The 23,037-nt window shown below is 55.4% G+C and carries 21 protein-coding genes and 1 pseudogene; 7 read left to right on the top strand and 15 right to left on the bottom strand.

The features are described from left to right. Positions 1–8 precede the first annotated feature (8 nt). The 15 genes and pseudogenes from B3729_RS00200 to B3729_RS00130 all read right to left on the bottom strand — a co-directional run bounded on the left by B3729_RS00200 (position 9) and on the right by B3729_RS00130 (position 15,405). Positions 9–662: a methionine ABC transporter permease gene (locus tag B3729_RS00200; RefSeq protein ID WP_286786689.1), complete on the bottom strand. Its 654-nt coding sequence runs from the start codon at positions 660–662 to the stop codon at positions 9–11. Then, entirely contained in the window at positions 646–1,806 is a 1,161-nt protein-coding gene (locus B3729_RS00195; RefSeq protein WP_286786688.1) for a methionine ABC transporter ATP-binding protein, read from the bottom strand. The genes B3729_RS00200 and B3729_RS00195 overlap by 17 nt, the downstream gene beginning before the upstream one ends. Positions 1,807–1,809: 3 nt before the next feature. Next, positions 1,810–2,634: a MetQ/NlpA family ABC transporter substrate-binding protein gene (locus B3729_RS00190; protein ID WP_197870638.1), complete on the bottom strand. Its 825-nt coding sequence runs from the start codon at positions 2,632–2,634 to the stop codon at positions 1,810–1,812. Positions 2,635–2,696: 62 nt separating this feature from the next. After that, a complete protein-coding gene (locus B3729_RS00185) occupies positions 2,697–4,097 on the bottom strand; it encodes an LLM class flavin-dependent oxidoreductase (protein ID WP_286786687.1) in 1,401 nt (466 codons plus the stop codon). Between the two features lie 7 nt (positions 4,098–4,104). Continuing rightward, positions 4,105–5,314, bottom strand: a pseudogene (locus tag B3729_RS00180) (SfnB family sulfur acquisition oxidoreductase). 3 nt (positions 5,315–5,317) lie between these two features. After that, positions 5,318–6,559, bottom strand: a complete 1,242-nt coding sequence (locus B3729_RS00175; RefSeq protein WP_286786686.1) for an SfnB family sulfur acquisition oxidoreductase — start codon at positions 6,557–6,559, stop codon at positions 5,318–5,320. Positions 6,560–6,728: 169 nt separating this feature from the next. Beyond that, positions 6,729–7,565: an ABC transporter substrate-binding protein gene (locus B3729_RS00170; protein WP_286786685.1), complete on the bottom strand. Its 837-nt coding sequence runs from the start codon at positions 7,563–7,565 to the stop codon at positions 6,729–6,731. A 59-nt stretch (positions 7,566–7,624) separates the two neighbouring features. Then, positions 7,625–9,610, bottom strand: a complete 1,986-nt coding sequence (fhuB, locus tag B3729_RS00165) for a Fe(3+)-hydroxamate ABC transporter permease FhuB (protein ID WP_286786684.1) — start codon at positions 9,608–9,610, stop codon at positions 7,625–7,627. A 44-nt stretch (positions 9,611–9,654) separates the two neighbouring features. Next, positions 9,655–10,425, bottom strand: a complete 771-nt coding sequence (locus tag B3729_RS00160; RefSeq protein ID WP_286786683.1) for an ABC transporter ATP-binding protein — start codon at positions 10,423–10,425, stop codon at positions 9,655–9,657. Next, on the bottom strand, positions 10,406–11,182 hold the full coding sequence (locus B3729_RS00155; protein ID WP_286786682.1) for a siderophore ferric iron reductase: 777 nt from the start codon (positions 11,180–11,182) through the stop codon (positions 10,406–10,408). Before B3729_RS00155 ends, B3729_RS00160 begins: the two co-directional genes overlap by 20 nt. A gap of 203 nt (positions 11,183–11,385) precedes the next feature. Next, positions 11,386–12,585, bottom strand: a complete 1,200-nt coding sequence (locus tag B3729_RS00150) for an MFS transporter (protein WP_286786681.1) — start codon at positions 12,583–12,585, stop codon at positions 11,386–11,388. A 279-nt stretch (positions 12,586–12,864) separates the two neighbouring features. Further along, positions 12,865–13,617 (bottom strand): L-cystine ABC transporter ATP-binding protein TcyN, encoded by a 753-nt coding sequence (gene tcyN / locus B3729_RS00145; RefSeq protein WP_286786680.1) that lies wholly within the window; start codon positions 13,615–13,617, stop codon positions 12,865–12,867. 3 nt (positions 13,618–13,620) lie between these two features. Continuing rightward, positions 13,621–14,289 (bottom strand): cystine ABC transporter permease, encoded by a 669-nt coding sequence (gene tcyL / locus B3729_RS00140; protein WP_286786679.1) that lies wholly within the window; start codon positions 14,287–14,289, stop codon positions 13,621–13,623. Next, entirely contained in the window at positions 14,286–15,074 is a 789-nt protein-coding gene (gene tcyJ, locus B3729_RS00135) for a cystine ABC transporter substrate-binding protein (protein WP_286786678.1), read from the bottom strand. Before tcyJ ends, tcyL begins: the two co-directional genes overlap by 4 nt. Positions 15,075–15,240: 166 nt before the next feature. Then, a complete protein-coding gene (locus tag B3729_RS00130) occupies positions 15,241–15,405 on the bottom strand; it encodes a hypothetical protein (RefSeq protein ID WP_010798332.1) in 165 nt (54 codons plus the stop codon). Between the two features lie 224 nt (positions 15,406–15,629). Here B3729_RS00130 and B3729_RS00125 point away from each other — a divergent pair, with 224 nt between their 5' ends. The 7 genes from B3729_RS00125 to thpR all read left to right on the top strand — a co-directional run bounded on the left by B3729_RS00125 (position 15,630) and on the right by thpR (position 22,971). Then, positions 15,630–16,886, top strand: coding sequence for a lipase family protein (locus tag B3729_RS00125; RefSeq protein ID WP_286786677.1), 1,257 nt, complete (start codon positions 15,630–15,632; stop codon positions 16,884–16,886). Between the two features lie 234 nt (positions 16,887–17,120). Further along, complete coding sequence (locus tag B3729_RS00120) at positions 17,121–18,287, top strand: amino acid deaminase (protein WP_409438637.1); 1,167 nt, start codon at positions 17,121–17,123, stop codon at positions 18,285–18,287. Between the two features lie 39 nt (positions 18,288–18,326). Continuing rightward, entirely contained in the window at positions 18,327–19,676 is a 1,350-nt protein-coding gene (locus B3729_RS00115; protein WP_286786675.1) for a gluconate:H+ symporter, read from the top strand. After that, complete coding sequence (locus tag B3729_RS00110; RefSeq protein ID WP_010798328.1) at positions 19,676–20,536, top strand: MurR/RpiR family transcriptional regulator; 861 nt, start codon at positions 19,676–19,678, stop codon at positions 20,534–20,536. The genes B3729_RS00115 and B3729_RS00110 overlap by 1 nt, the downstream gene beginning before the upstream one ends. A gap of 2 nt (positions 20,537–20,538) precedes the next feature. Then, a complete protein-coding gene (locus B3729_RS00105; protein ID WP_286786674.1) occupies positions 20,539–21,999 on the top strand; it encodes an N-acyl-D-amino-acid deacylase family protein in 1,461 nt (486 codons plus the stop codon). Positions 22,000–22,008: 9 nt separating this feature from the next. Beyond that, positions 22,009–22,398, top strand: coding sequence for a RidA family protein (locus B3729_RS00100; RefSeq protein WP_010798326.1), 390 nt, complete (start codon positions 22,009–22,011; stop codon positions 22,396–22,398). A 57-nt stretch (positions 22,399–22,455) separates the two neighbouring features. Then, on the top strand, positions 22,456–22,971 hold the full coding sequence (thpR, locus tag B3729_RS00095) for an RNA 2',3'-cyclic phosphodiesterase (RefSeq protein ID WP_286786673.1): 516 nt from the start codon (positions 22,456–22,458) through the stop codon (positions 22,969–22,971). The last annotated feature ends 66 nt before the right edge of the window (positions 22,972–23,037 follow it).

Raw genomic sequence — 23,037 nt, 5'->3', positions numbered from 1 at the left:
TTATCGGCTCATGCTCGATGGTTTAACGCCTTCGCCAAGCGATCCCCGCCAAATTGAATCAATGTGACAAGTAATACCAGCCCTATAATGACAATCAACATAACCGATACATCGAAACGCTGGTAACCATAGCGATAAGCAAGGTCCCCTAGACCGCCCGCGCCAATAGCGCCCGCCATGGCAGAAGAATTGATCATCGTAACAAGCGTAATGGTGAATCCGCCCACGATACCCGGCAGGGCCTCAGGTAGCAGAACATGCCAGACGATATGTCGGCGTCGGCACCCTATAGCCTGGGCGGCCTCGATCAGGCCATGGTCTACCTCACGCAGGCTCACTTCAGCGATACGGGCGAAGAAGGGCGTTGCTGCGATCGCCAACGGTACGACGGCGGCCCATACACCGTAAGTGGTGCCTACAATCAGGCGGGTGAACGGAATAAGAGCCACCATCAGGATCAGAAAGGGAATGGAGCGGAAGAGATTGACGACACTCCCAATCAGCGTGTTCAGGCGGACAGCCTCGAACATTCCACCTTTACCACTGGTAACCAAAAATACAGCCAGTGGAATACCGGCAATCAGTGCGATCAGGGAAGAGACGCCTACCATTAGCAGGGTATCCAGTAGCCCTTGCCATAGACGATCAATCAGCAGCGACATAACCCAATACCTCCACATCGTCGAAAATATGCCGAGCCCGCTTGATCAGCTCTTCCTGAGCGTGGGGAGAGCGCCTGATCGAGACCAGCAGATGGCCTACCGTGCGCCCTTGAAGTCGTTGGATGCTCGATCTGATAAGCGTGAGCTGTCCACCCAACGCGTTGAAGAGTGATCCCAGGTCGGGCTCACGGCTTCTTGAGCCACTCAGGCGCAGTTCAAGCAGGAGGGCATCGTTTTGGCGTAATGGCTGTGTCTGCAGACGCGCTTTAAGATCATCTGATAGCGTTTGCTGCAACGGAGAGAGCAGGGTGCGGGTCACGTCATGGTGGGGATCACCAAAGACTCTCCATACGGGGCCTTGTTCGACGACTTCACCACACTCAAGCACGACGACACGATCACAGATCTCGCGAATCACCTCCATTTCATGGGTGATCAACACAATGGTCAGCCCCAGCGACCGATTGATATCGCGTAGCAGTGCCAGAATGGCCTGTGTCGTTTCAGGGTCCAGTGCTGAAGTCGCTTCGTCGCATAGCAGGATATCGGGATCATGAACAAGCGCCCGGGCAATGCCGACGCGTTGCTTCTGGCCGCCGGAGAGCTGCGCAGGATAGGCATCATGCTTGTTGTCCAGGCCTACCAGCTTGAGGAGTGAGTCGACTTTCTGCTGCCGCTCCTGCCGCGGTACGCCAGCCACTTTAAGGGGCAATTCCACATTCTGTCGCACGGTTTTGGCAGAAAGCAGATTGAAGTGTTGAAAGATCATGCCGATGCGCCGGCGCAAGGTAACCAACTCACTTGTGCCGTAGCGACCGATATCTTCGCCGTCTATCAGAACCTGTCCTTCGCTTGGTTGCTCCAGTCGGTTGATTGTCCTTAACAGGGAAGACTTGCCCGCACCACTGCGCCCGATGATGCCGAATATCTCACCCCTGCGCACAGCCAGATCTATACCATGCAGCGCACGCACTGGTCCTTGCTCACCGTTATAGGTTTTACCAATATCCTGAAAGCGGATATGGGTCTCGGCGCGTTCCAGTGCGGTAGAGGTAAGGGGGTAGGGTAGTGCATGAGAGGATTGGTCCGCCTCTGCTTCATGAGTGCTTCGAGCCTGCCGAATAGGTGTAATCGATCCCGTCATGAATCAGCTCCTCCAGCCGGTTTGGTAAAGGGTTCCATGTGCCTTATCTAGGGCTGCACGCACAGCCGGAGAGTGCTGGTAGATATCGACGAACTTGCGTAGACGTTCGTCGTTCTGCCGGTCAGGCCGAATGACGAACTGGATGACGTATTCAGGATGATCAAGCCCGTCAAAAAGCAGAGCTGAGTAGGGGTCGAAGGTATTGGCCAGGCGGATGTAGGCCGGGTAACCCTGCACCAGATCCACGTCATCATAGGCGCGTACCAGTTGAACGGCTTCCAGCTCAATGATCTGTATATGCTTGGGGTTGGTCAGGATATCGGCTTGAGTCGCCTTGTATCCCACGCCGGGCTTCAAGGTGATCAGGCCCGCTTTTTCCAGTAGTTGTAAGCCACGTCCTCCATTGACAGGGTCATTGGCAATTGCCACACGGGCGCCGTCCGGCAGGTCTTCGAAGCGTTTATACTCTTTCGAATACAGGCCTACGTTGTTGATGATGCCGGGGGCATAGGGAATCAGGTTATAACCGCCCTCCTTTCGTGCATTTTCTAGAAACGGGATGTGCTGGAAGTAGTTCACGTCAATGTCCCCGTTAGCCAAGCTGACATTAGGGGCAATCCAGTCGGTAAACTCGACCAGCTCCACCTTCAACCCCTGCTTTTCCGCTTCAGCCACAGCTGCTTCCAGTGGAGGGGCAAAGGCTGCTGTCGTGCCGAGTTTCAGTGGCTCATTAGAGTCGGCCGCGTAGCTCATGCCTGCAGCGCCTAGCAGTGCTGCAAGGGCGAAGGTCTTTATCCAGCCACGGCCTGGGTTCAATCGGTGCAGCATATCGGTCATCCTGTTCAAGGTCATGGGAGGCGAGGCTGGAAGCGTTCCAGTGGTCGTTGAGATCAGATGGCAGTTTGTCTGGGTGTCTGGCTGGCCTGATGTGTCAGGTTTCGCCAATGTGTACCGGCATGATCCGGTGGTAATCGAGCGCCTTGGGCGAACAGTTTTTCACGCAGGGTGCCTGGCTCGTAGGCTGTCTTATAGCGACCCCGTGTTTGCAGCTCTGGAATTACTAGGTCGATAAAGTCCGTATAGCTTTCCGGTGTGACGATGCGTGTCAGGTTGAATCCATCCAGCCCGGTTTCGTCGACCCATTGTTCCAAGGCGTCCGCCACCTGACTGGGCGAGCCAACAATGAGTGGGTATCGGCTACCCAGAGCGTGCTGCTCAAGAAGCCTGCGCTTGGTCCAACCACTGTCCTTGCCGGTAAACGCCTTGACGACCGACTCGATGGCATTGGTCTTTTGATAACGGATAGGCTCATCAAGCCCATAGCCTGCGAAATCGATACCCGTCGAACTGGAAAAATGAGCAAGGCCTGCTTCTGGATTGGCGTAACGTAGATAGTCCGCATGCTTTTCCCGGGCCTCAGCTTCAGTCGGCGCAACAATCACGCTCAACCCCATAAAGACTTTGATAGCGTCCGGCGTACGCCCGGCGGCTACTGCGCTGGCACGTGTTCGGTCAACCTGATGCCGGACCGCCTGAATATCCTGCCCGCCAATGAAAACGCATTCCGCATGTTGCCCGGCGAAATTAACGCCGCGTTCGGAAGAACCTGCCTGGTAAAGCAGCGGTGTGCGCTGTGAGGAGGGTTCGCTCAGGTGATAACCTTCAACGTCGTAGAACGCTCCGTGGTGCCTAACCTTGTGCACCTTATCCGGTCGTGCGTAGACACGGCCCAGGCGGTCAGCGATGACAGCATCATCTTCCCAGCTGCCCTCCCACAGCTGGTAAAGCACGCTTAGATATTCATCAGCCTGATCGTAGCGACGATCGTGCTCATGCTGAGCGGTAAGCCCCATCGCCCTGGCTGCGCTGTCCAGATAGCCCGTCACGATGTTCCAGCCGATACGGCCGGCCGTCAGGTGATCCAGCGTTGAGAACCGTCGAGCCAGCAGGTAGGGATGTTCATAGGTGAGATTTGCAGTCACACCAAACCCAAGGTGTGTGGTATGGGACGCCATGGCAGAGACAAGAAGGAGAGGGTCGTTAACCGGAAGCTGGATGGCCTCCCTCGCCGTGAGGTCGATACCGCCACCGTACACGTCGTAGACCCCTACGATGTCAGCAAGGAATAAACCGTCGAATAAACCGTGCTCCAGCAGCTTAGCCAGCTCAGTCCAATAGCTCAGCGTCTTGTACTGGGTGGACGCATCCCGTGGATGCGTCCAGGGCCCATGGTTGATGTGCCCGACACAATTCATGTTGAAGGCGTTTAGCCGAATCTGTTTCTTTGCCATGACAACCTCAGAGGTAGCTGCGTCGGGGCGGCAGGGTATCGTTCAGGTAGTAGTCGCCAATGGCGTGGTATTTCCAGCGCACGGGGTCATGCAGGGTATGTACACGTGCGTTACGCCAGTAACGATCAAGCCCATGCTCTGCCAGGCTGGCCCTGGCACCACCCAATTCAATGAGTTTGTTGCCTGCCAGTAGAGAGGCCTCTGTACTCAACGCACGCACCTCAGCGATTGCAATGGAAGCGGCAGCTACGGTGTCTGCGGTCGGATCTTGCTGCGCCTTATCGAGTGCCTCTCCAGCGCGCTCAAGCAGGGCTTCCGCGGCGGCAACACGTATGGCCAGCCGGCCGATATCACTGATCGTCAGGGGGTCTTCGTAAGCATGTTCAACACCGGAATCGGGCCAGGGACGCGCCTGTTCACGGACAAAAAGAAGAGCGTGCTCATAAGCACCTCGCGCAATACCTGTATCGATCGCTGCGTGTAATAGCTGGGCGAAAGGGCCTACCGTAGTAGGGCGCTCAAATGCTGTTTGAAAAGGTACGACCTCATCAGCCGTTACCGCGACATTATCTAGCACGACCGAGCCGCTGCCCGTGGTCCGCTGCCCAAAGCCAGACCAATCATCAATAACGGTTACGCCCTCACGGGTGCGCGGGATAAAGGCCAGCCGCTGCTTGCCTTCGTCATCCACAACCGAGGTGGGGATGCGCTGAGCATACAGTGCACCGGTTGCATAGAACTTGCGCCCGTTGACCTTGAAACCGTCCCTGTCAGGGGTGAGCCGGGTAGTGCGGTCCAGTACCGTCTTAGTACCAATCTCGGCCAGTGCATTGCCATAACGGGCGCCGGCCAACACTTCGGTATAGAGCTTGTGCTGCTGTTCGGCACTGCCATTTACACGCAATACTTCCAACGCGTAGTAGTGATTTTGCGGTATCTGGCCTAGGGAGCCATCCGCCGCAGCAATAATAGAGATGACCTTGGCAAGCGTTACGCTGGAGACTTCAGCGCCTCCCAGCGCTTTAGGTACTGTAATAGCCCAGAGTCCGGAGTCCGGACTGGGAGAACTGCTCCAATTCACTCCACGGCAGCGTCCGATGTTGATCCCGCTGAGCGGCGTCTTGCTTGAAAAGGGTGGCCAGCTCGGTGGCAATCCTTAATGCCTGTTCATCACTTTCGATCCGGTCGGCAATACCGTGCAATACAGGTGCATTCATGGTTCAGATCCAGGCATGGCGGGCAGGGGATATACCGTTCAGGTGATAGTTGCCAATGGCATGTACCTTCCAGCGCACGGGGTCATGAAGGGTGTGCGTCCGAGCGTTGCGCCAATGCCGGTCAAGGTTGAACTCAGCCAGCGTGGCTCGGCTACCAGCCAGCTCGAAGAGTTTTTCACTGGCTGCCAAGGCAATTTCGGACGTCAGCACCTTAGCCTCGGCTACCGCAATCGAGGCCTGAGCAGCCTGTGACTCATCAGCAGGCTGGTCCTTAAAGGAATCAAGTACCCCGGCTGCCTTTCGCAATAGCGCTTCAGCTGCATGCAGTTCAACTTCCAGTCGTCCAACCTCTGCAATCAGGTAAGGTTCATTTCGTGCCTCAGTAATACCAGCCTCAGACCAGGGTCTAGTTTTACCAACAACAAACCACCTCAAATCAGCCAAAGCAGACAGGGCTATGCCTGCATCAATGGCTGCATGGATCAGCTGCGCATAGGCACCTTGTAAGGAAGGCTTAGTGCTTAGCAATCCGCTCGGAATAATAATGTCTTCTGCGGGGAGACGAACATTATTGAGAGTGACTGTTCCGCTTGCTGTGGTGCGCTGTCCAAAGCCGGACCAGTCATCAATGATTCGAAGCCCCGGTGTTCCGCGCCGGACGAACGCCATGACTTGTCGTCCGGTGTCATCCAATGCCTTGACGGTTACCCAATGGGCAAACAGGGCACCTGTCGAATAAAACTTTTCGCCGTTCAAGTGGAAGTGATCACCTTCGGGTGTCAGGCGCGCTTTCAGGTCCAATGTATGTTTGCTGCCGCGCTCGGGGCCTGCATTGTCTATTCTCCATCCAGCCAACACGCTTTCGAATAGGCGCTGCTGTTGCTCGGCGGACGCTACGCTTCGAATGACATTGAGAATGCTGAAATGATTCTGGGGAATTTGAGCCAGTGCTGGATCAGCCTTGGCAATGATCTTGAAGATTTCAGCGATCGTTACAAAGGAAACCTGAGGGCCTCCAAAGGCTCTGGGAACGAATACGCTACCCAGACCGCTGGTAGTAAAACGCTCGATTTCGGCCCAGGGAAGTTTGCGCTCCTGATCACGCAGCGATGCTTCTTGCGCAGCGAAACGGGCTAGCTCATGAGCAGCAGCAATGGCTTCGGCGTCGGTAGTGAGAATACGGGCAGGGTAGACGGGTGGAGCTACATCCTGATCGTTATCAAGAAGGGTATCTGGCTTGAGCATACGGCCTCGCAATGAGCAATGCCGGCCAGATCCACAGCGGAGCCGGACCGACAGATGAAAAGTCAGTGCAGGTCCGGTGATCCGGTAAATAGACGTTAAAGGAATTTAAAAAGAGTTATAAATACTTTCTAGCTATAAGCTTAGAGCGAGCTTAAGGGCAGAAAGCTCGTTACTCAGGCTTTAAGGTCAGGAGCGCGTCTACAAGCGACTCAGCCAGATATTCCACCGAGAAAACACCACCATAGGTCCAGGTTGAGCGGACCGTAGCGAATCGTCGTGCTTGCACGAAGGGCATCGCCTGCCAGAGGCGGGTAGGAAAGAGTTTGTCCTCTTGGGAGAACGGCTCGATATGGAGCACAGCGCCTTCACGTATCTTTCCCAAGTCACTGATAGGTTTCTGTGTAATACCCCAGGCGGTAGCGGGTAAAGGGTAGGCAGGCTGAAGATGCAGTAGGTTCATGGCATATTGAGGCATGGAATTGTCGCCATATACATAAGCCACCGCCGGCGTAGAAAAGCGAATCACCGTGACTTTCGGAGGTTCGCCATTGAAGTGCTCAAGCAGCCGCTGCCGTAGTTCAGCAATATGGCGATCCATTTCCGCCAAGCGCTGCTGTGCCTGATCGAGGCGATTAAACTGCCTGGCCAGTGTCAGATAATTTTGCCGTGCGGTTTCGTAATTGTTGTGATCCTGTCGATAGCTGTCGAATGACTCTACCGGGGCGATCCGCTCAAGCTTGCCACGTAGATCTTCAAGAGCCGGGCTGGAGATGATCAGGTCTGGCTTGAGTTCGGCCAAGAGCTCAAGATTGGGCTCGACACGGCTTCCGGTATTGAGAACCGATGACGGCAAAGCAGGGCGCACGACCCACACCTTGTAGTCATCGGCGTCCGCTACCGCCAAGGGCGTGATCCCCATTTCGACCAAGTGTTCAGCCGCTTCCCAGGTGAGCGCAACTACCCGCTGCGGTGTTTTGGCTGCGTGAGCGAGTGCAGAGCCGATCATCAAGAGTCCGGTTAGGACCCAACGGAGCAGGCTGGGACTGATTTTATGCTTGAGCAACCCTACGCGCCTCGCTGTCTGGCTAACAGAATAATGAAATAGACTCCACACAGAACGGACGCCACGATGCCTACCGGCATCTGAAGCGGATAGATCATGACACGGCCTATCCAATCGGCAACAAGCATCAAGACGCTACCCAGCGTGGCGGCGAGCAAGAGTTGAGGCAGGACTTTCCTGGCACCCAGGATGGCTGCAATATGCGGTGCCAGCAGGCCCAGAAAGGCGACCGGCCCCATTACGCTGGTCACGAGCGCACACATCAGCGAAACCAGAACCAGTAGCACGATACGTAGGCGCGTCAGATTCAGGCCGCGACCAAGGGCCACGCCGTCACCTATCGAAATCAGCGACAGGCCTCGATGGAACAGTAGACTGACCCCTCCGATAAGCAGAACGCCTACACAAAGTCCGACAGACTGGCTGGCCGAAACCCGGTAGGTCGAACCCGCCAACCAGCCCATGATGGCGAAGGAGTCTGCTGTCCCCTTGGCCAGGGCAAATTGAAGGATGGCGTCCAGCAATGCCATCAGGGAGATACCTACCAATGCCAGCATGCCCGGTGCATATTGGTGCTGGCGACCAAACAGAAGCAGCACAGCCAAGACCAGCATGCTCCCGGCAAAAGCCGCCAATGGCCCGCCTGCAGTCTGGATAGTCCCACCCATGACAAACGCACTTATGAGAAGGGCAAGCGTTGCCCCGGCGGAAAGGCCAAGAATGTCCGGACTCGCCAAGGGGTTGCGCAGCAGACGTTGAAGAATGGCACCTGCAATCGCCAGTCCGAATCCTGCCGAGGCGGCCGTTAGCGTCCGCGGCCAGCGAAAGGACCAGACGAGGGAGGAGGGCCAGTTCAACTGCCAGCCTTGGGCGCCCGGCGCTAGGCATAGGGTCAGTAACGCAATCACCAGGGCAATGCCCAAAATAAGTACCCAGCCTGATGTGGTGATTCTTCTGTCGCTATTGCCCGGGAGCGTCAGTCCACGCTGATCTTCTGCCGACATTTTGCGGCGCGAAAGCCATAAGAGTGCCGGTGCACCTATCAATGCGGCCGCTGCTCCGCTGGGAATCAGGTTGATCGTCCATTGACTGGCGAGCACAGCCAGTGCATCGGTTGTCAGCAGTAGAACAGCTCCCAGCAGCGTGCTGTATAGCAGTTCATCAAAGGCGGTACGAGCGCCGAACAATCGCGCAAGATTAGGTGTGAGCAGACCAATGAATCCAATCAGGCCGACCGCGGTAATGGAAACGGATGTGAGCCACAGTGAGGCGAGAAACAGCATCAGCATAACCGGCCATAAACTCATGCCGCGTGCTTGTGCACCTTCACTGCCCAGGCGCAGCAGGGTCAACGGTCGCTGAGCAAAGGCCAGGACAAGCAGACCGACCGCCAGCTTGGGCAGCAGCCAGATGACCCATTGCCAGTCCATTTGCGCCAGATCGCCAGCCCCCCAGAGGAAAAGATTCCGGGCGTACTGATCGTTGAGCAATACGAGCCCCGAGGCCAGCGCTCCTAGAAGAAGATTCATGGCCATACCGGCCAAAACGATTGGAAGACCAGCAATACCAGATCGCCCTGCAATCAACAGGACAATGCCTATTGCAGCCATTGCGCCCAGTAGCGCGGCCCATTCACCATGATCGGCAGCCAGAATTGGTGCAATCAGCGTGGCACAAACCAGTCCTAACCATGCCCCTGAGGCCGACCCGATAGTCATGGGTGAAACCAGACGATTTTGCGTCAATTGCTGAAGAAGACTGCCTGATAAGCCCAACGCTGCCCCAACCAGAAGACCCATAACAACCCGTGGAAGCGCAGAGTCACGAAATTGCAGCAGCGTGAAGTCTTGGCTGGAGGCATCGAACAATGCATGCCACTGCTGACCTAACGACAGCGGTGAAGCAATCTGCAGGTGTACGAGCAGTACCAGAAGCAATGATAGTAGCGTGAGCGGATAACGCAGAAGACCTGGTGCAGTAGATAACATGGTTCTGGATGGGACGCCCGTCCCGGTGCGGGTAACGTGCATCTTCAGGCAACAACCGCAATCTTGCGCTGCGCCGCAGGCTGCTCAATGAGTTGAATATCGATCTCGTACAGCTCGGATAGCAAACGACTGGACAACAAGGCCTGTGGCGTCCCGTCAAAGAACAGCCGACCCTGCTTGAGGGCAACGATACGGTCGGCATAACGTGTAGCTAGATTGATGTCGTGCAGAATGACGACAATTCCGCGTCCGGTCTTCTGGTTCAGCTCATGTAAAAGGCCCATCAGCTCATACTGATGAGAGAGGTCCAGGGCCGATGTGGGTTCATCCAGCAGAATCAGTGGCGATTCTTGGGCCAATAGCATCGCAATCCAGGCCCGTTGCCGTTCGCCGCCGGAAAGGGTGTCGGTCAGGTGATCGGCATAATGCGCCACATCCGTTTGTTGCATGGCTCGCTCGATGATCGTCTGATCTTCACGCTGCCAGCGGCCTAACAGACCGCGCCAGGGAAAACGGCCCAGGCGCACCAGTTCACGTACTGTAAGCCCGGCGACTTCCGGCAACCGCTGAGGCAGAAAGGCAATCAGCCGCGCAAATTCCCGCTGGCTCAACCGTGCGATAGGCTGGTCGTCCAGCTCGATCCTGCCACTGTCGGGCATGGTCTGACGCGCCAGCAGGTTCATCAATGTCGACTTGCCGGAACCGTTATGCCCTAGAATGACTGTCAGCTCATTTCCGGCAAGCCGCAGCTGGTCCAGACTCAGAATGAGTCGTCCGCCGCGGTTGACGCGGATATCAGTGAGTTGCAGCTTCAAGGGTTAACTCCTGTCGTAAACGGGCAATGCGCTCTTCCTGCTTGAGCTTGGGGCAGGTGCTGCATAATTCGCCATCTGCGCGGCGGAAGTGTTGGCAGCAGACCTTGCGTCCAAGTGCCAGCCGCTCTTGTCCATCGTCAAGCGCAATGCAGATCAGCTCGCTGTTGTCCTTGAGGCCCAGCGCTTCTAGCCACATACCTTCCAGCACACGCATACGGGTGTTGCATAGCGTTTCGCGCAGGTTGTTCTGCACATAGAGAAGGGCTGCCAGCACACAGTCTGCTGCCAGACGGCGGGCCATTTTCGGGTTGAGCTTGAAAACCGTGCCTGCTTCTTCCAGCTGCCGTTCGCAAAGGTTCTGTAATTGCTTGGCGGCGACACGAATCAACGTGTCCTGGTCGGCGATATAGGGACAATGATCATGCAGGTAAAACCCTGCCACGAACCCGTGGTGTACGCGCTGGGCAAACTGATCGAGAGAAGGAGCACATCGACCGAGGTGGACACCCAGAATCGTCAGGTAGATCGGCTGCCAGACCATGAGCGTCCAGCTACGCGCTGACCAGTAATGGGGGCCGGCCTCCGGATGGGCCTGCTGCCAATGGTCATAAAGCGCTGCAATGCGCACAGGGTTTTCGGCACTGCCGCAGGCGAGGTCATCCGGGCCTGCAGGGCCTATCGTTCCCTTGAGTCCTAAATAGGAAAGGGCGGAAAGATCCAGCAGGCGGGTAAGATCGGTCTTTACCTGAATCGTCATACGTCGGACCCAGAACGAGGTTGGATGTCATCTCCCGAACGTCTGGTTCGGCCGTTCGAGAGGACATGCTCGGATATGCCGATTTAAACACTTAAATACAAATGCATCAAATTATCATTAGCAATCCATGTGTAACATTTCGCTAGATTGCGATGAGCGGAACAGGGTGAGCGGTGGCAGAGGGTTGCCACCGCCTCAAGCATTTACGCCTTGACTACTGTTGTAGCCTTGTTGGGCGCTTTAACCAGTAGCGGAAAGAGAACTGCCGTGAGCAGCAGGCCGGCGGCGCCTACCCAGAACGGCGTAGAAAGCGTGAAATGACTGACGAGAAGCCCAGCGCCATAGGATGAACACATGACACCCAGGCTCTGGAAAAAATTGACCTTGCTGAAGTCCACAGCATACGCCTCGGGCTTGCTCATCTCGAACATGAGCGCATCCAGGCGCACCGTGACCTGATACAAGGCCCAGCCGAACAGCAAACGACCTCCTAGGATGGCCACTTCGTTTTCAACGCCCTGAATGAAAATACCGCAGACGCCAAGCAGCAGGGCGGACAGGATACCTTCCCAGGCATGGCCTTGTTGGCTGGCTCGCTTGCTCCACCAGAGTGCGACCAGCGCTACAGCGCCTGGCAGCGAATAGACGAAGCCGGTGAAGAGCTCATTTTCCAGAGCGGAAACCTGTTGCCAGTAAACCGAGAAGAACGGTCGAATGACATAGGCACTGAAGTAGAACAGCAACATGATCAGACAGAGCTTGTAAATGATCAGGTGGCTACCTGGTTTGGCGATAGGCACTTCGGTTGCAGACTGTTCCGGGGTTTCGCTGGAGGCTGGAGCTTCTCCCGAAGCGGGAGGCTTGTCTCGCATCAGACGCATACAGATTGCCATCTGAATGAAGTCGCCCAGCGCCATGATCAGGAACACTTCACCCATTTCCAGCGCCTGGAGAACCAGCCCGCCCACAGCTGCGCCAAAGATGGCTCCGAAATGCACCACAACCGACAATGTGCCAATGGTTCGCGTGTGGCTTTCCTTGGCTTCCAGACTCATCACATAGGGATACATCAAGAGATAGCTGCCTTTGAAGACCACCATGCCCAGTGAGACAACCCAGAACAAGGGCAGGGAGTCGATGGTATAGCAGCATACGCTGAGCAGCCCCGCAGCCAGCTGTGTCCAGATCAGGATCCGGATAGGATGCACGCGCTTGGCCAGCTTGGCCCAGAGAGGAAAGGCAAACATGACAACAACGCAAATAGCAGCCAGGTAGGCACCGACCTGCTCGGGACGAGGATCGTCAAAACGGCTAGCAAAGTATTGCGGATAAAACGGAATGAGCATGTTATCGCCAATAACTGCCAGGGCCGTCATGGCAATGAGGCAAAAACGTAAATTCATAGCGAACGGGCTCAGCCAGCTGTAAAGGCCGCAAATCATGCATGCGGATCAACAAGAAAGCGACTGTTTGATTATGCGTATTCTTTGCATTCTCGATTACAAGCCGTTATAAGCATCAAAAACGATATAGTCATGAATTGAATATGTTTATCGTTTAAAAGCACTGATTGGCTCGGAACAGCGCCAAGTGATCTCGGGCCACCTCGGTTAACAGCTGGAGCAGCCTATTAACCGAGGTGGCCCGACAAGCAGTGACCAATAGGCCATGGAGGTTAGTATCTAACCTTCATGGCTTCTGAACTTGCTCAAGAACCGTTGCGTCCGCTCTTCCTGGGGATTGGCAAACAGCGCCTTGGCTTCTCCTTGTTCAACGATCACGCCCTGATCGACAAACAGCACGCGATGCGCCACGTCACGGGCAAAGCTCATCTCATGCGTCACGATCACCATGGTCCGCTGCTCATTGGCCAAGTCACGAATGACCGTCAGCACCTCACCGACCAGCTCAGGATCAAGGGCTGACGTGGGCTCATCGAAGAGAATAACCTCGGGCTGCATCGCCAGCGCACGGGCAATGGCAACGCGCTGCTGCTGTCCGCCGGATAGCCGTCTGGGATACGCATCTTCCTTGCCCGCCAGGCCTACTTTCGCCAGTAATGCCCGGCCCCGGGCTTCGGCGGATTCCCTGGCCTCCCGTTTGACCACAATCGGCCCTTCGATCACGTTTTCCAGAGCCGTACGATGAGGAAACAGGTTGAAGTTCTGAAACACGAAGCCGGCGCGTTGGCGGAGCACCCGAATCTGGCTCTGCTGCGAGTTCAGGTTCTGACTTGCATCAATAGCGATATCCGCAACGCGGATACGGCCTTTATCGGGCGTTTCAAGAAGATTCAGGCAACGAAGCAGGGTGGTCTTGCCGGAGCCACTGGGGCCAATAATGGCAACGACTTCGCCCGCAGCTACATCCAGATTGATCCCCTTGAGCACCGGCTGGCCATTGAATGACTTGGTCAGGTTACGTACTTCAATCATGACTCAACGCTCCTGATCATGCCGGTTTACCCGATTTTCCAGCGTGTTCTGCAACGCCGCCAGGGTGCTGGCCAGAACCCAGTAGATCAATGCTGCCGTTAGATACATGCTGAAGATTTCAAAGGTACGCGCCGTAATGAGCTGCGCTTGGCGAAACATCTCAGGGACCTGAATGGTAGCCGCAAGAGAGGTATCCTTTACCAGCGAAATGAAGCTGTTACCTAAAGGTGGGAGCGCCGTACGGGCTGCCTGAGGAAGGATGGTCCTACGCAGTGTCTGTGCCCGTGTCATGCCAATGCTGGCAGCCGCCTCCCATTGTCCTCGGTCAATCGAGGCAATGGCTGCCCTCAGAATTTCACAGATGTAAGCGGCCATATTCAGCGAAAAACCCACGAGCGCAGCGGGCAGAGGATCTAGCTGGATGCCCAGCTCAGGCAAGCCGTAATAGATCATGAACAGCTGCACAAGCAGTGGGGTGCCTCGAAAGAAAGACACGTATACCCGCGCTACTGCGCGCACTACCATGTTTTGGCTAAGCCGCATCAGCGCCAGAAAGAACCCCAGCACCAGCCCGAAAAACATGCCGCCCAGACTGAGTAGTACAGTCCAGACGGCACCTTTGAGTAGAAACGGAAGCGAATTCAGTATCAGTTGAAGGCTGGATTCGCTCATTGAGTGACGTCAGCCTTGAACCACTTCTGTGAGAGCTTGGCCAGCGTGCCATCAGCTTTCATCTTGGCAATGGCCTGGTCGATGGCGGCATGGAATTCAGGATTTCCCTTGCGCTCGGCCACGCCCGACTCCTGACGATTGAACGGTTCGCCTGCTGGTACAAACTGGTTGTCGGTTTTGGCAGCCATTTCAAAGGCGGCTAGTCGGTCTACCAGAACGGCATCAATCCGACCTACACGCAGGTCCTGAAACTTGGTTGGGTCGTCTTCATAAGTGCGAACATCTGCCTGTGGTACGTTTTCCTTGAGCCATTGCTCATAATTGGTACCAAGACCAACACCCACCTTCTTGTTGGCCAAGTCTTCCGGTTTCTTGATGGTGTCCTGCTCGTTCTTGCGAGTCATTGCCTGGACACCGGAGACCGTATAGGGCGTCGAAAAATCATATTTTTTCTTGCGCTCTTCGCTAATGGTAACCTGATTGATCACCACATCCAGACGCCTGGAGTCCAACGCGGCCAATAAACCATCCCATTTGCCCGGCTGGATTTTTGGCTGTACGCCCATTTCCTTGGCCAGCGCCTGGGCAAACTCGACTTCAAAACCGGTCAGCTTGCCGTTTTCATCCTGGTAACTGAAAGGAGGGTAAGTACCCTCAAGCCCAATCACCAACGTACCGCGCTGCTTGACTTCCTTTAACAGGTCTTCTGCATGGGCATTAACGGAGATACCGAGTGCCAGAGCCAGGCTTGCAAACGTGAAATAACGACGCAGAGCGGTTCTCATGTTCTTATTCCATAATGTAAGGATCCAGAACTATAAGATTACACAAGTGGGCTAATAAAATAGCTTCCGGCGCTATAGATATAGCAAGAAGCTTTAATCAGGAAATTAGCGTGCGGCTGATCAGGTGCAGCCGCAGCGGGGAAAGTACCGTTTAACTCAAGAGCAATCAGCCAAGATTAGCTTCCAGCTCAACGGCTTCCTCAGTCTCTTCCGAAATTTTCTGTCTGATGCCGCGCGCCAGTTCGAGAAAATCGTCACGCTGCATGTCCAGCGATGCCAGAGCACATTCCAGGTCTTGCTTAACTGTCATTTCCGCTTGATCAAGCGACATAATGCAACCTCAGTCCTTTTCCTGTTTGGATATACAGTATTCCAAGCGAAGCGGTACGACAAGCAAAAACAGGATAGACGGTCTTCGGTTTTTTAACTGTGCGAGTCTTCGCACTCCTATTTCTGGTACGGCGCAGCAGGTCAAAAGGGCATTGATCAAACCATGCGTCGTCGTCGCTGTCTTGCATAAAAGCCGTCCCATAAACTCTGCGGAGACACAGTACGATGTCATTCAGAGCAAGACCTGTTCATGAACGTAGAGGACTGCTCAGAGCAACTCTGCTGGTCAGTGCCCAGTTGTTACTAATGGGAATAGAGCCAGCGAGGGCTCAGGAGTCTTGGGATTCGGGGGACGGTGGCGTTTCAACGTTCTATCGGTGGGATAAACCAATTCCAACCGCTGCAGGTGAGTTGCTGCGCAGTGAGCCACTTCCCCCACAAAATTGGTTGGAGGATGCAGAAGGGCAGTTTCGTATTCTTTACACGTCAGTAAGCGGTCTGGACAGCTCGCCCATTACGGTCTCTGGTCAGTTGTTCGTTCCCAAAGGGCAACTGCCTGAGGGAGGGTGGCCGTTGCTTGCGTGGGCTCATGGAACGGTAGGCGTGGCCGATGTCTGCGCGCCGTCCTGGAATGAAGCACCAACCGTTTACAAAGATTACTTGAATCGCTGGCTTAAGCAGGGTTACGCCATTGTCGCGACGGATTATGAGGGGCTTGGCACGCCCGGTTTGCATCCCTACCTGACCAAGCGCTCCGAGGCCTACGGTGTGCTCGATAGTATCCGCGCCGTTACGGATGGACGATATCCCATCGCCAACAAGGTGATCGTGGCGGGACAGTCCCAAGGGGGCGGGGCGGCCTTTGCGACGGCCGGATTTGCCAAGGAGTATGCGCCGGAGCTGGATATCAAGGGCACGATAGTCACAGGTATACCGTATCTGACGGAAAGAACGATGACCGTCTCGGGGGTAGATCCTAACCAGGTGGATCCCGGCATTGCCTATATGTTTTACGTAGCGCTGGTTGCCCATCAGAGGCAGCCAGTAACCGATGCTTCGACGCTGTTTACGCCAAAAGCCATGCCGTTATTCGAAAAGGCCGCCCGCTTGTGTGTGGGCACCTTGGCACGAGAGGTCATGCAGGCTGGCCTCACTCAGGCTAATACGGTTCAACCCGAGGCGGTGAAGACGATGGCCAAGATTCTTTTGCCTCAATATCGCTTCAATACCTTGAAGCTGGACCAGCCCTTGTTTGTCGGAACCGGCGATGCGGACCGGGATGTTCGCCCAGAGGGGCAGCAGCTACTGGTTCGGGAGGCCTGCAATGCCGGTACGACAATTGAGGCCCATGTATATAAGGGCGAAAGCCATTCAGGGGCTTGGCTGGTCTCTCAAAAGGATGCATTGAGCTTTGCTCATAAAGTCATGACAGACGAACCCATTGTCTCTACATGCCCTGCCAAAAGCACAACCTCTCCCTAAATTACGACCTGTTTTTATCCAATAACGGCATCAAGTCTTCTGCTTATGAAATTAATTTTCATGATAAATTGATAAAACCTCGCTTCGGTGTATGTTGCTTTCAAAAAGCCAGACAGGGGAATCGCCGTGAAGCCTCACCATGCTGCATCTGAACAAGTCGATGGACTCGGAAAGGGTCTCGGTTCGTTAGCGGGTACTGTCTCTACCCAAGAAGTCGCCGCCTCGGGGTGGGATATCTTGAAGGAGGACGTGAGTCTGCCTGTTGCGGTACTGCGGGAGCAGCGTATCGAGCATAACCTGCAGTGGATGAAGCAGTTCATGGAGCGATACGGCGTACAGCTTGCGCCGCATGGTAAAACCACCATGAGCCCGGCATTGTTCAAGCGGCAAATGGAGGCGGGGGCCTGGGGTATTACGCTCGCCACTGCACCACAGGTTCGCGTAGCGTTTACCCACGGGATACGACGTGTGCTAATGGCCAATCAGCTGGTTGGCAAAGCCAATATGGCCCTGATTGCCGATCTGCAAGAGGCCGATCCCGGTTTCAGCTTTTGCTGTGTAGTTGATTCCCCTCAGAACGTCGAAAGCCTGGGGCGTTACTTCAGCGGGAGAGGTCAGCGTCTCAGGGTTCTACTCGAATACGGCGTATCAGGTGGGCGAACTGGGGTGCGTAATGAGGAGCAGGAAAAGGCAGTGCGAGACGCCATTTCATACTGGCTACACGCATTGGCCCTGGTAGGGGTTGAGGTCTACGAGGGGGTCCTGAAAGAGGAGGCCGAAATCCGTGATTTTCTCAAGAAAACCGTAGCAAGGACGCGTGCCATAGCTGATGAAAGCGGGTTTGCCGAGCCTCGCATTATCCTGTCAGGCGCTGGGTCTGCCTGGTTCGATCTGGTTGCCGAGGAGTTTGCGCTTCCTCAGACGGGGCTGCCTTTGGATATTGTGTTACGCCCCGGCTGCTATCTCACCCATGACGTAGGTATATACAAAGCGGCCGAGGCACGTATTCAAGCCAATAACCCTGTTGCACAGGAAATGCAGCGCAGCCTTCTGCCCGCCCTGCAGCTGTGGGCCTATGTGCAATCACGACCCGAGCCGGGTCGCGCCATCATTGCACTGGGCAAGCGTGATGCGGCGTTCGATGCCGGTTTCCCTGTTCCCACGCTGCATTTTCGGCCCGGTCATTCCGCCTCTCCAATGGAGGCGCCTGCAGCCTGGAAGATCAGCGCCATGATGGATCAGCATGCCTTTATGGACGTACCGCCCGAGGCGGATCTGCAGGAAGGGGACATGCTGTGTTTCGATATTTCTCATCCATGTCTCACGTTCGATAAATGGAAGCAGCTCCTCCTGGTAGATGAGCAATACCGTGTCACCGGAGCTGTCGCTACTTATTTCTAACAATGACGTTGTGCCGGACTCAGGCACGAGGAATGCTCGATGACGCCTTCTATCGGGTTCTGGCTTCTGATCTATGCCGTAGTAGCCATCATTGCGTTGATTGTCTTGATTGCGCGGTATCGGCTGAATCCCTTTATCGTGATTACCCTGGTATCGGTAGGACTGGCTCTGGTCGCCGGTATGCCAGCCAATACGATTGTTGCCTCTTATGAGGCCGGTGTCGGCAAGACGCTTGGGCATATCGCCCTGGTCGTGGCACTGGGTACCATGCTCGGCAAGATGATGGCCGAGTCAGGCGGCGCAGAGCAGGTCGCTCGTACGCTAATTGCCAAATTCGGCGAGCGCAATGCCCATTGGGCGATGGTCTGCATTGCCTTTCTCGTGGGGCTGCCCCTGTTTTTTGAAGTGGGCTTCGTGCTGCTGGTTCCTATCGCCTTTACCGTGGCCCGCCGTGTAGGTGTCTCTATCCTGATGGTAGGCCTGCCCATGGTCGCGGGGTTGTCGGTTGTGCATGCGCTCGTTCCGCCGCATCCTGCTGCCATGCTGGCCGTGCAGTCCTATCATGCCTCGGTAGGGCAGACGCTCTTCTATGCGGTTCTCGTAGGTATTCCGACGGCTATTCTTGCCGGACCGGTCTACGCCAGGTTCATCGTTCCAAAGATTCAGTTACCAGCCGAAAACCCACTGGCCGAGCAGTTTACCGAGCGTGAGCCTCGTAAACAGCTGCCTGGTTTTGGCGTCACAATCGGTACGATTATCCTGCCCGTTGTGCTGATGTTGATGGGTGGCTGGGCCAACCTGATTTCAACGCCGGGCAGCGTCTTCAATCAGTTTCTGCAATTTATCGGCAACTCCGTGATTGCACTGCTGGTTGCCACATTGGTGAGTTTTTGGACGTTAGGGCTGGCTCAAGGCTTCAACCGCGATGCGATCCTGAAATTTACCAATGAATGCTTGGCTCCAACGGCAACGATCACATTACTGGTAGGCGCTGGTGGAGGGCTAAACCGAATCCTTATCGATGCTGGTGTGACCACCGAAATCGTTGGACTGGCCCGGGAATTCAACCTGTCACCTCTGATGATGGGGTGGCTTTTTGCTGCACTAATGCGCATTGCCACCGGCTCGGCCACGGTCGCCATGACCACGGCTTCAGGCATCGTCGCGCCTGTTGCGTTAGGGTTGGGCTATCCACACCCTGAACTGCTGGTTCTGGCTACCGGGGCAGGGTCGGTCATCTTTTCCCATGTAAATGACGGCGGGTTCTGGTTGATCAAGGAGTATTTCAACATGACGGTAACCCAGACGTTCAAGACGTGGACCGTATTGGAAACATTGATCTCCATCATCGCCTTTCTTCTGACATTGGCATTGGCGGCTGTACTGTAATGGACATTCTGTATCAAATCCGCGCACGTCTCGAACATATGAGTGCAGGCGAACAACGTATCGCTCGCCTGATCCTGGAGGATGTGCCGTTCGCAGCCAGCGCCAGCCTGGACGAGCTGGCGACACGGGCTGAGGTCAGTAGTGCTACCTTGTCCCGCTTTGCCCGCAGCGCAGGGTGCAAGGACTTGCGGGACCTGCGCTTGCAGCTAGCTCAGGCCAGCGGTGTTGGAGCGCGGTTTCTGGGCCGAACACACGCACCGGAGCATTCTGCATTCTTTGGCAATATCGTCAGTGACATCGAAGCAACGCTTCGCCAGCATCTGGCCCGTTTCGATGAGCAAACCTTTGCACGGGCGGTTGCACTTGTTCACGAGGCGCGCATGGTTTACGCCTTTGGTATGGGCGGTTGCTCTACGATCTTTTCGGATGAACTGCAGTACCGGCTGGTTCGGCTGGGATACCCCATCGCGGCTTATCACGATCCGGTTCTGATGCGCCTGACGGCTGCCACGTTGGGCCAGGATCAGGTAGTGATTGCCTGCTCGATGACGGGCATAACCCCCGAACTTGTCGAGTCGTTGCAACTGGCCAAGGGGTACGGCGCTCGCATTCTGGCCATCGCACCCGAAACATCGCTGGTTGCCCAACTGGCTGATGTCGTACTGCCGCTGTTTCTGGCTGAAACAGACTTTATTTATAAACCTACCGCCGCCCGCTACGGAATGATGCTTGCCGTGGATATTCTGGCTACTGAGCTGGCATTGAGCGCACCTGAAGCGAATCAGGAACGCTTGCGGCGCATCAAGCTCGCCATGGACGACTACCGTGGCGGCGATGAGCGATTGCCGCTGGGAGACTGACAATGCCAACCTACGATGCTCTTATCCGCAATGCACAGGTGATCGATGGCAGCAACTCGCCGGGTTATCAGGCGGATATCGCTATACAGAACGGCCGAATAGAACAGATAGGATGTATAAGTGGGGCAACGGCAACCCATGAGGTTGACGCCGCGGGGAGGGTGCTTGCACCGGGCTTCATTGATGTTCATACCCATGACGATACCGTGGTGATTCGTCAGCCGGAGATGCTGCCCAAGCTAAGCCAGGGTGTAACGACTGTTATCGTAGGTAATTGTGGCATCAGCGCTTCTCCCGTCAGCTTGAAAGGCGAGCCGCCAGATCCCATGAACCTGTTGGGGCCAGCAGCGGCCTTTGTCTATCCGACGTTCGCCGATTACAAGTCAGCCATCGAACAGGCGCATCCGGGGGTAAACGTTGCTGCCCTCGTTGGGCATACAGCACTGCGCAGCAACCATATGGATGACCTTTATCGTACGGCAACGCCTGGCGAAATTGCTGCCATGCGGGCTCAGTTGCGTGAGAGTCTGGAGCAAGGTGCGCTGGGGCTTTCCACAGGGCTCGCTTATGCCTCGGCCTATGACGCAAGTACCGACGAAGTAATGGAGCTGGCCTCAGAGCTGGACGCCTACGGAGCGGTATACACCACACATTTGCGTAGCGAATTCGAGCCTGTACTAGAGGCCTTGGACGAAGCGTTTCGTATCGGTCGTCATGCGAAGGCGCCCGTTATCGTCTCGCACCTCAAATGTGCCGGTGCAGGCAATTGGGGACGTAGTCCACAGCTTCTTGCGGCATTGGAGCAAGCTGCACGGGATCATCCAGTTGGGTGTGATTGCTACCCTTATTCGGCCAGTTCCTCAACGCTGGATCTCAAGCAGGTAACAGCTGATTTTCGCATCACCATTACCTGGTCTACACCCCATCCTGACGTGAGCGGCCGCGACCTGAACGACATTGCAGAGGAGTGGGGCGTATCGCTACTGGATGCTGCCAAACGCCTACAACCGGCCGGGGCAGTGTACTACGGGATGGATGAAAACGATGTGAGGCGCATTCTGGCTCATCCGCTATCAATGATCGGGTCGGACGGCCTACCCGAAGACCCATTCCCGCACCCTCGCTTGTGGGGCGCCTTTCCGCGAGTGCTGGGACATTACAGTCGCGACGTGGCCCTGTTTCCCCTGCATACCGCGGTACACAAGATGACCGGGCTTTCAGCGGCCCGTTTTGGGCTCTACAAGCGCGGATTAATCAAGGAAGGCTATTGGGCGGATCTGGTCTTGTTCGATCCCAAAACTGTACATGCCGCCGCCGATTTCAAGACGCCCAAGGTTGTCGCAGAGGGGATCGATGCGGTCTGGGTAAATGGAATCCTGTCGTACTCAGCTAAACAACTGACTCCCCATAGAAACGGTCGCTTCCTTTCCCGGCAAGGCGACCTGCGCACATACTTTAATTAGGAGGATGACATGTCAATCAAACGTTACGGTGTTGAGGGTGGTAGCGGGACAGGCGGGCAGCACCTGCCGTTTGCGCGCGCTGTTGAGGCTGATGGATGGCTCTACGTCTCGGGCCAGACCCCTATGGTCAACGGAGAAGTGGTCGAAGGCGGCATCGTCACTCAAACGCGCCAATGCCTGGATAACGTCATGGCCATTCTCAAGGAAGCCGGCTACGGCCCGGAACATGTGGTGCGTTGCGGTGTATGGCTGGATGATCCTCGTGACTTCATGTCTTTCAACAGGATCTTCAAGGAATATTTTGGCGAGCATCCGCCTGCACGCGCCTGTGTAGTATCGAGCATGGTGATTGACTGCAAAGTCGAAGTGGATTGCGTCGCCTACAAAAAACCGGAATAAGGCCTCTGCTCCCGGGTCAGAGTGTTTGATCGCTCTGACTATAGGGATTCCATCATCATGCGTATGTTTTTTGCGTTGCCGTGCCCAGCCTCTGTGGTTACACGTGTAGTCGCCTGGCGAAAGGAGCAGGGCATAGATGGGCGCCTGGTTCCTCCTGAAAATCTCCACATAACACTGGCTTTTCTGGGTGAAATTCCAGAAGAACAGATAGACGCGCTTATGGCTCTAGGCGATCACATACGCTTTGAGCCATGTACGGTCGTGCTTGATCGCGTCGAGCGTTGGCATCAGGGGCTTATCAGCATGATTGCATCCCAGACGCCTGTGCCGCTGGTGTCGCTGGTTGACGATCTAAACCTGGGACTGAAAAGTTTGGGCGTTCCGCTGGATCGCAGACCCTTTGTCCCACACCTGACGGCCGCACGTAAAAGCCGCTATCGGCCAAATGGACTACCGTCATTGGCGTGGCCAGTAGAGTGCTTTGCCTTGTTTGTATCGGAAAGCAGCCAGGGAGGCGTGCAATACAGAGCTTTAAAAGAATGGACAGCAGCTAAAGGCAGTCCGAGGGAATAGGGCGGTGATAACTGCCGCCCATTACGTATTTTACTTTTTATGTAAACTTTATCTGTTGCTGCTTGG

The sequence above is a fragment of the Pseudomonas sp. UBA3149 genome (genome assembly GCF_002364655.1).
Classification (GTDB): Bacteria; Pseudomonadota; Gammaproteobacteria; order Pseudomonadales; family Pseudomonadaceae; genus Chryseomonas; species Chryseomonas luteola.
The sequence above is the reverse complement of the archived record's forward strand: the minus strand, read 5'-3'. Positions and strand labels throughout refer to the sequence as shown.

What these genes read in the sequence shown, in the direction of transcription:
- B3729_RS00200 (WP_286786689.1), bottom strand. Translation starts at nt 662, where the DNA reads ATGTCGCTGCTGATTGATCGTCTATGGCAAGGGCTACTGGATACCCTG.
- B3729_RS00195 (WP_286786688.1), bottom strand. Translation starts at nt 1,806, where the DNA reads ATGACGGGATCGATTACACCTATTCGGCAGGCTCGAAGCACTCATGAA.
- B3729_RS00190 (WP_197870638.1), bottom strand. Translation starts at nt 2,634, where the DNA reads ATGCTGCACCGATTGAACCCAGGCCGTGGCTGGATAAAGACCTTCGCC.
- B3729_RS00185 (WP_286786687.1), bottom strand. Translation starts at nt 4,097, where the DNA reads ATGGCAAAGAAACAGATTCGGCTAAACGCCTTCAACATGAATTGTGTC.
- B3729_RS00175 (WP_286786686.1), bottom strand. Translation starts at nt 6,559, where the DNA reads ATGCTCAAGCCAGATACCCTTCTTGATAACGATCAGGATGTAGCTCCA.
- B3729_RS00170 (WP_286786685.1), bottom strand. Translation starts at nt 7,565, where the DNA reads ATGATCGGCTCTGCACTCGCTCACGCAGCCAAAACACCGCAGCGGGTA.
- fhuB (WP_286786684.1), bottom strand. Translation starts at nt 9,610, where the DNA reads ATGTTATCTACTGCACCAGGTCTTCTGCGTTATCCGCTCACGCTACTA.
- B3729_RS00155 (WP_286786682.1), bottom strand. Translation starts at nt 11,182, where the DNA reads ATGACGATTCAGGTAAAGACCGATCTTACCCGCCTGCTGGATCTTTCC.
- B3729_RS00150 (WP_286786681.1), bottom strand. Translation starts at nt 12,585, where the DNA reads ATGAATTTACGTTTTTGCCTCATTGCCATGACGGCCCTGGCAGTTATT.
- tcyN (WP_286786680.1), bottom strand. Translation starts at nt 13,617, where the DNA reads ATGATTGAAGTACGTAACCTGACCAAGTCATTCAATGGCCAGCCGGTG.
- tcyL (WP_286786679.1), bottom strand. Translation starts at nt 14,289, where the DNA reads ATGAGCGAATCCAGCCTTCAACTGATACTGAATTCGCTTCCGTTTCTA.
- tcyJ (WP_286786678.1), bottom strand. Translation starts at nt 15,074, where the DNA reads ATGAGAACCGCTCTGCGTCGTTATTTCACGTTTGCAAGCCTGGCTCTG.
- B3729_RS00130 (WP_010798332.1), bottom strand. Translation starts at nt 15,405, where the DNA reads ATGTCGCTTGATCAAGCGGAAATGACAGTTAAGCAAGACCTGGAATGT.
- B3729_RS00125 (WP_286786677.1), top strand. Translation starts at nt 15,630, where the DNA reads ATGTCATTCAGAGCAAGACCTGTTCATGAACGTAGAGGACTGCTCAGA.
- B3729_RS00115 (WP_286786675.1), top strand. Translation starts at nt 18,327, where the DNA reads ATGACGCCTTCTATCGGGTTCTGGCTTCTGATCTATGCCGTAGTAGCC.
- B3729_RS00110 (WP_010798328.1), top strand. Translation starts at nt 19,676, where the DNA reads ATGGACATTCTGTATCAAATCCGCGCACGTCTCGAACATATGAGTGCA.
- B3729_RS00105 (WP_286786674.1), top strand. Translation starts at nt 20,539, where the DNA reads ATGCCAACCTACGATGCTCTTATCCGCAATGCACAGGTGATCGATGGC.
- B3729_RS00100 (WP_010798326.1), top strand. Translation starts at nt 22,009, where the DNA reads ATGTCAATCAAACGTTACGGTGTTGAGGGTGGTAGCGGGACAGGCGGG.
- thpR (WP_286786673.1), top strand. Translation starts at nt 22,456, where the DNA reads ATGCGTATGTTTTTTGCGTTGCCGTGCCCAGCCTCTGTGGTTACACGT.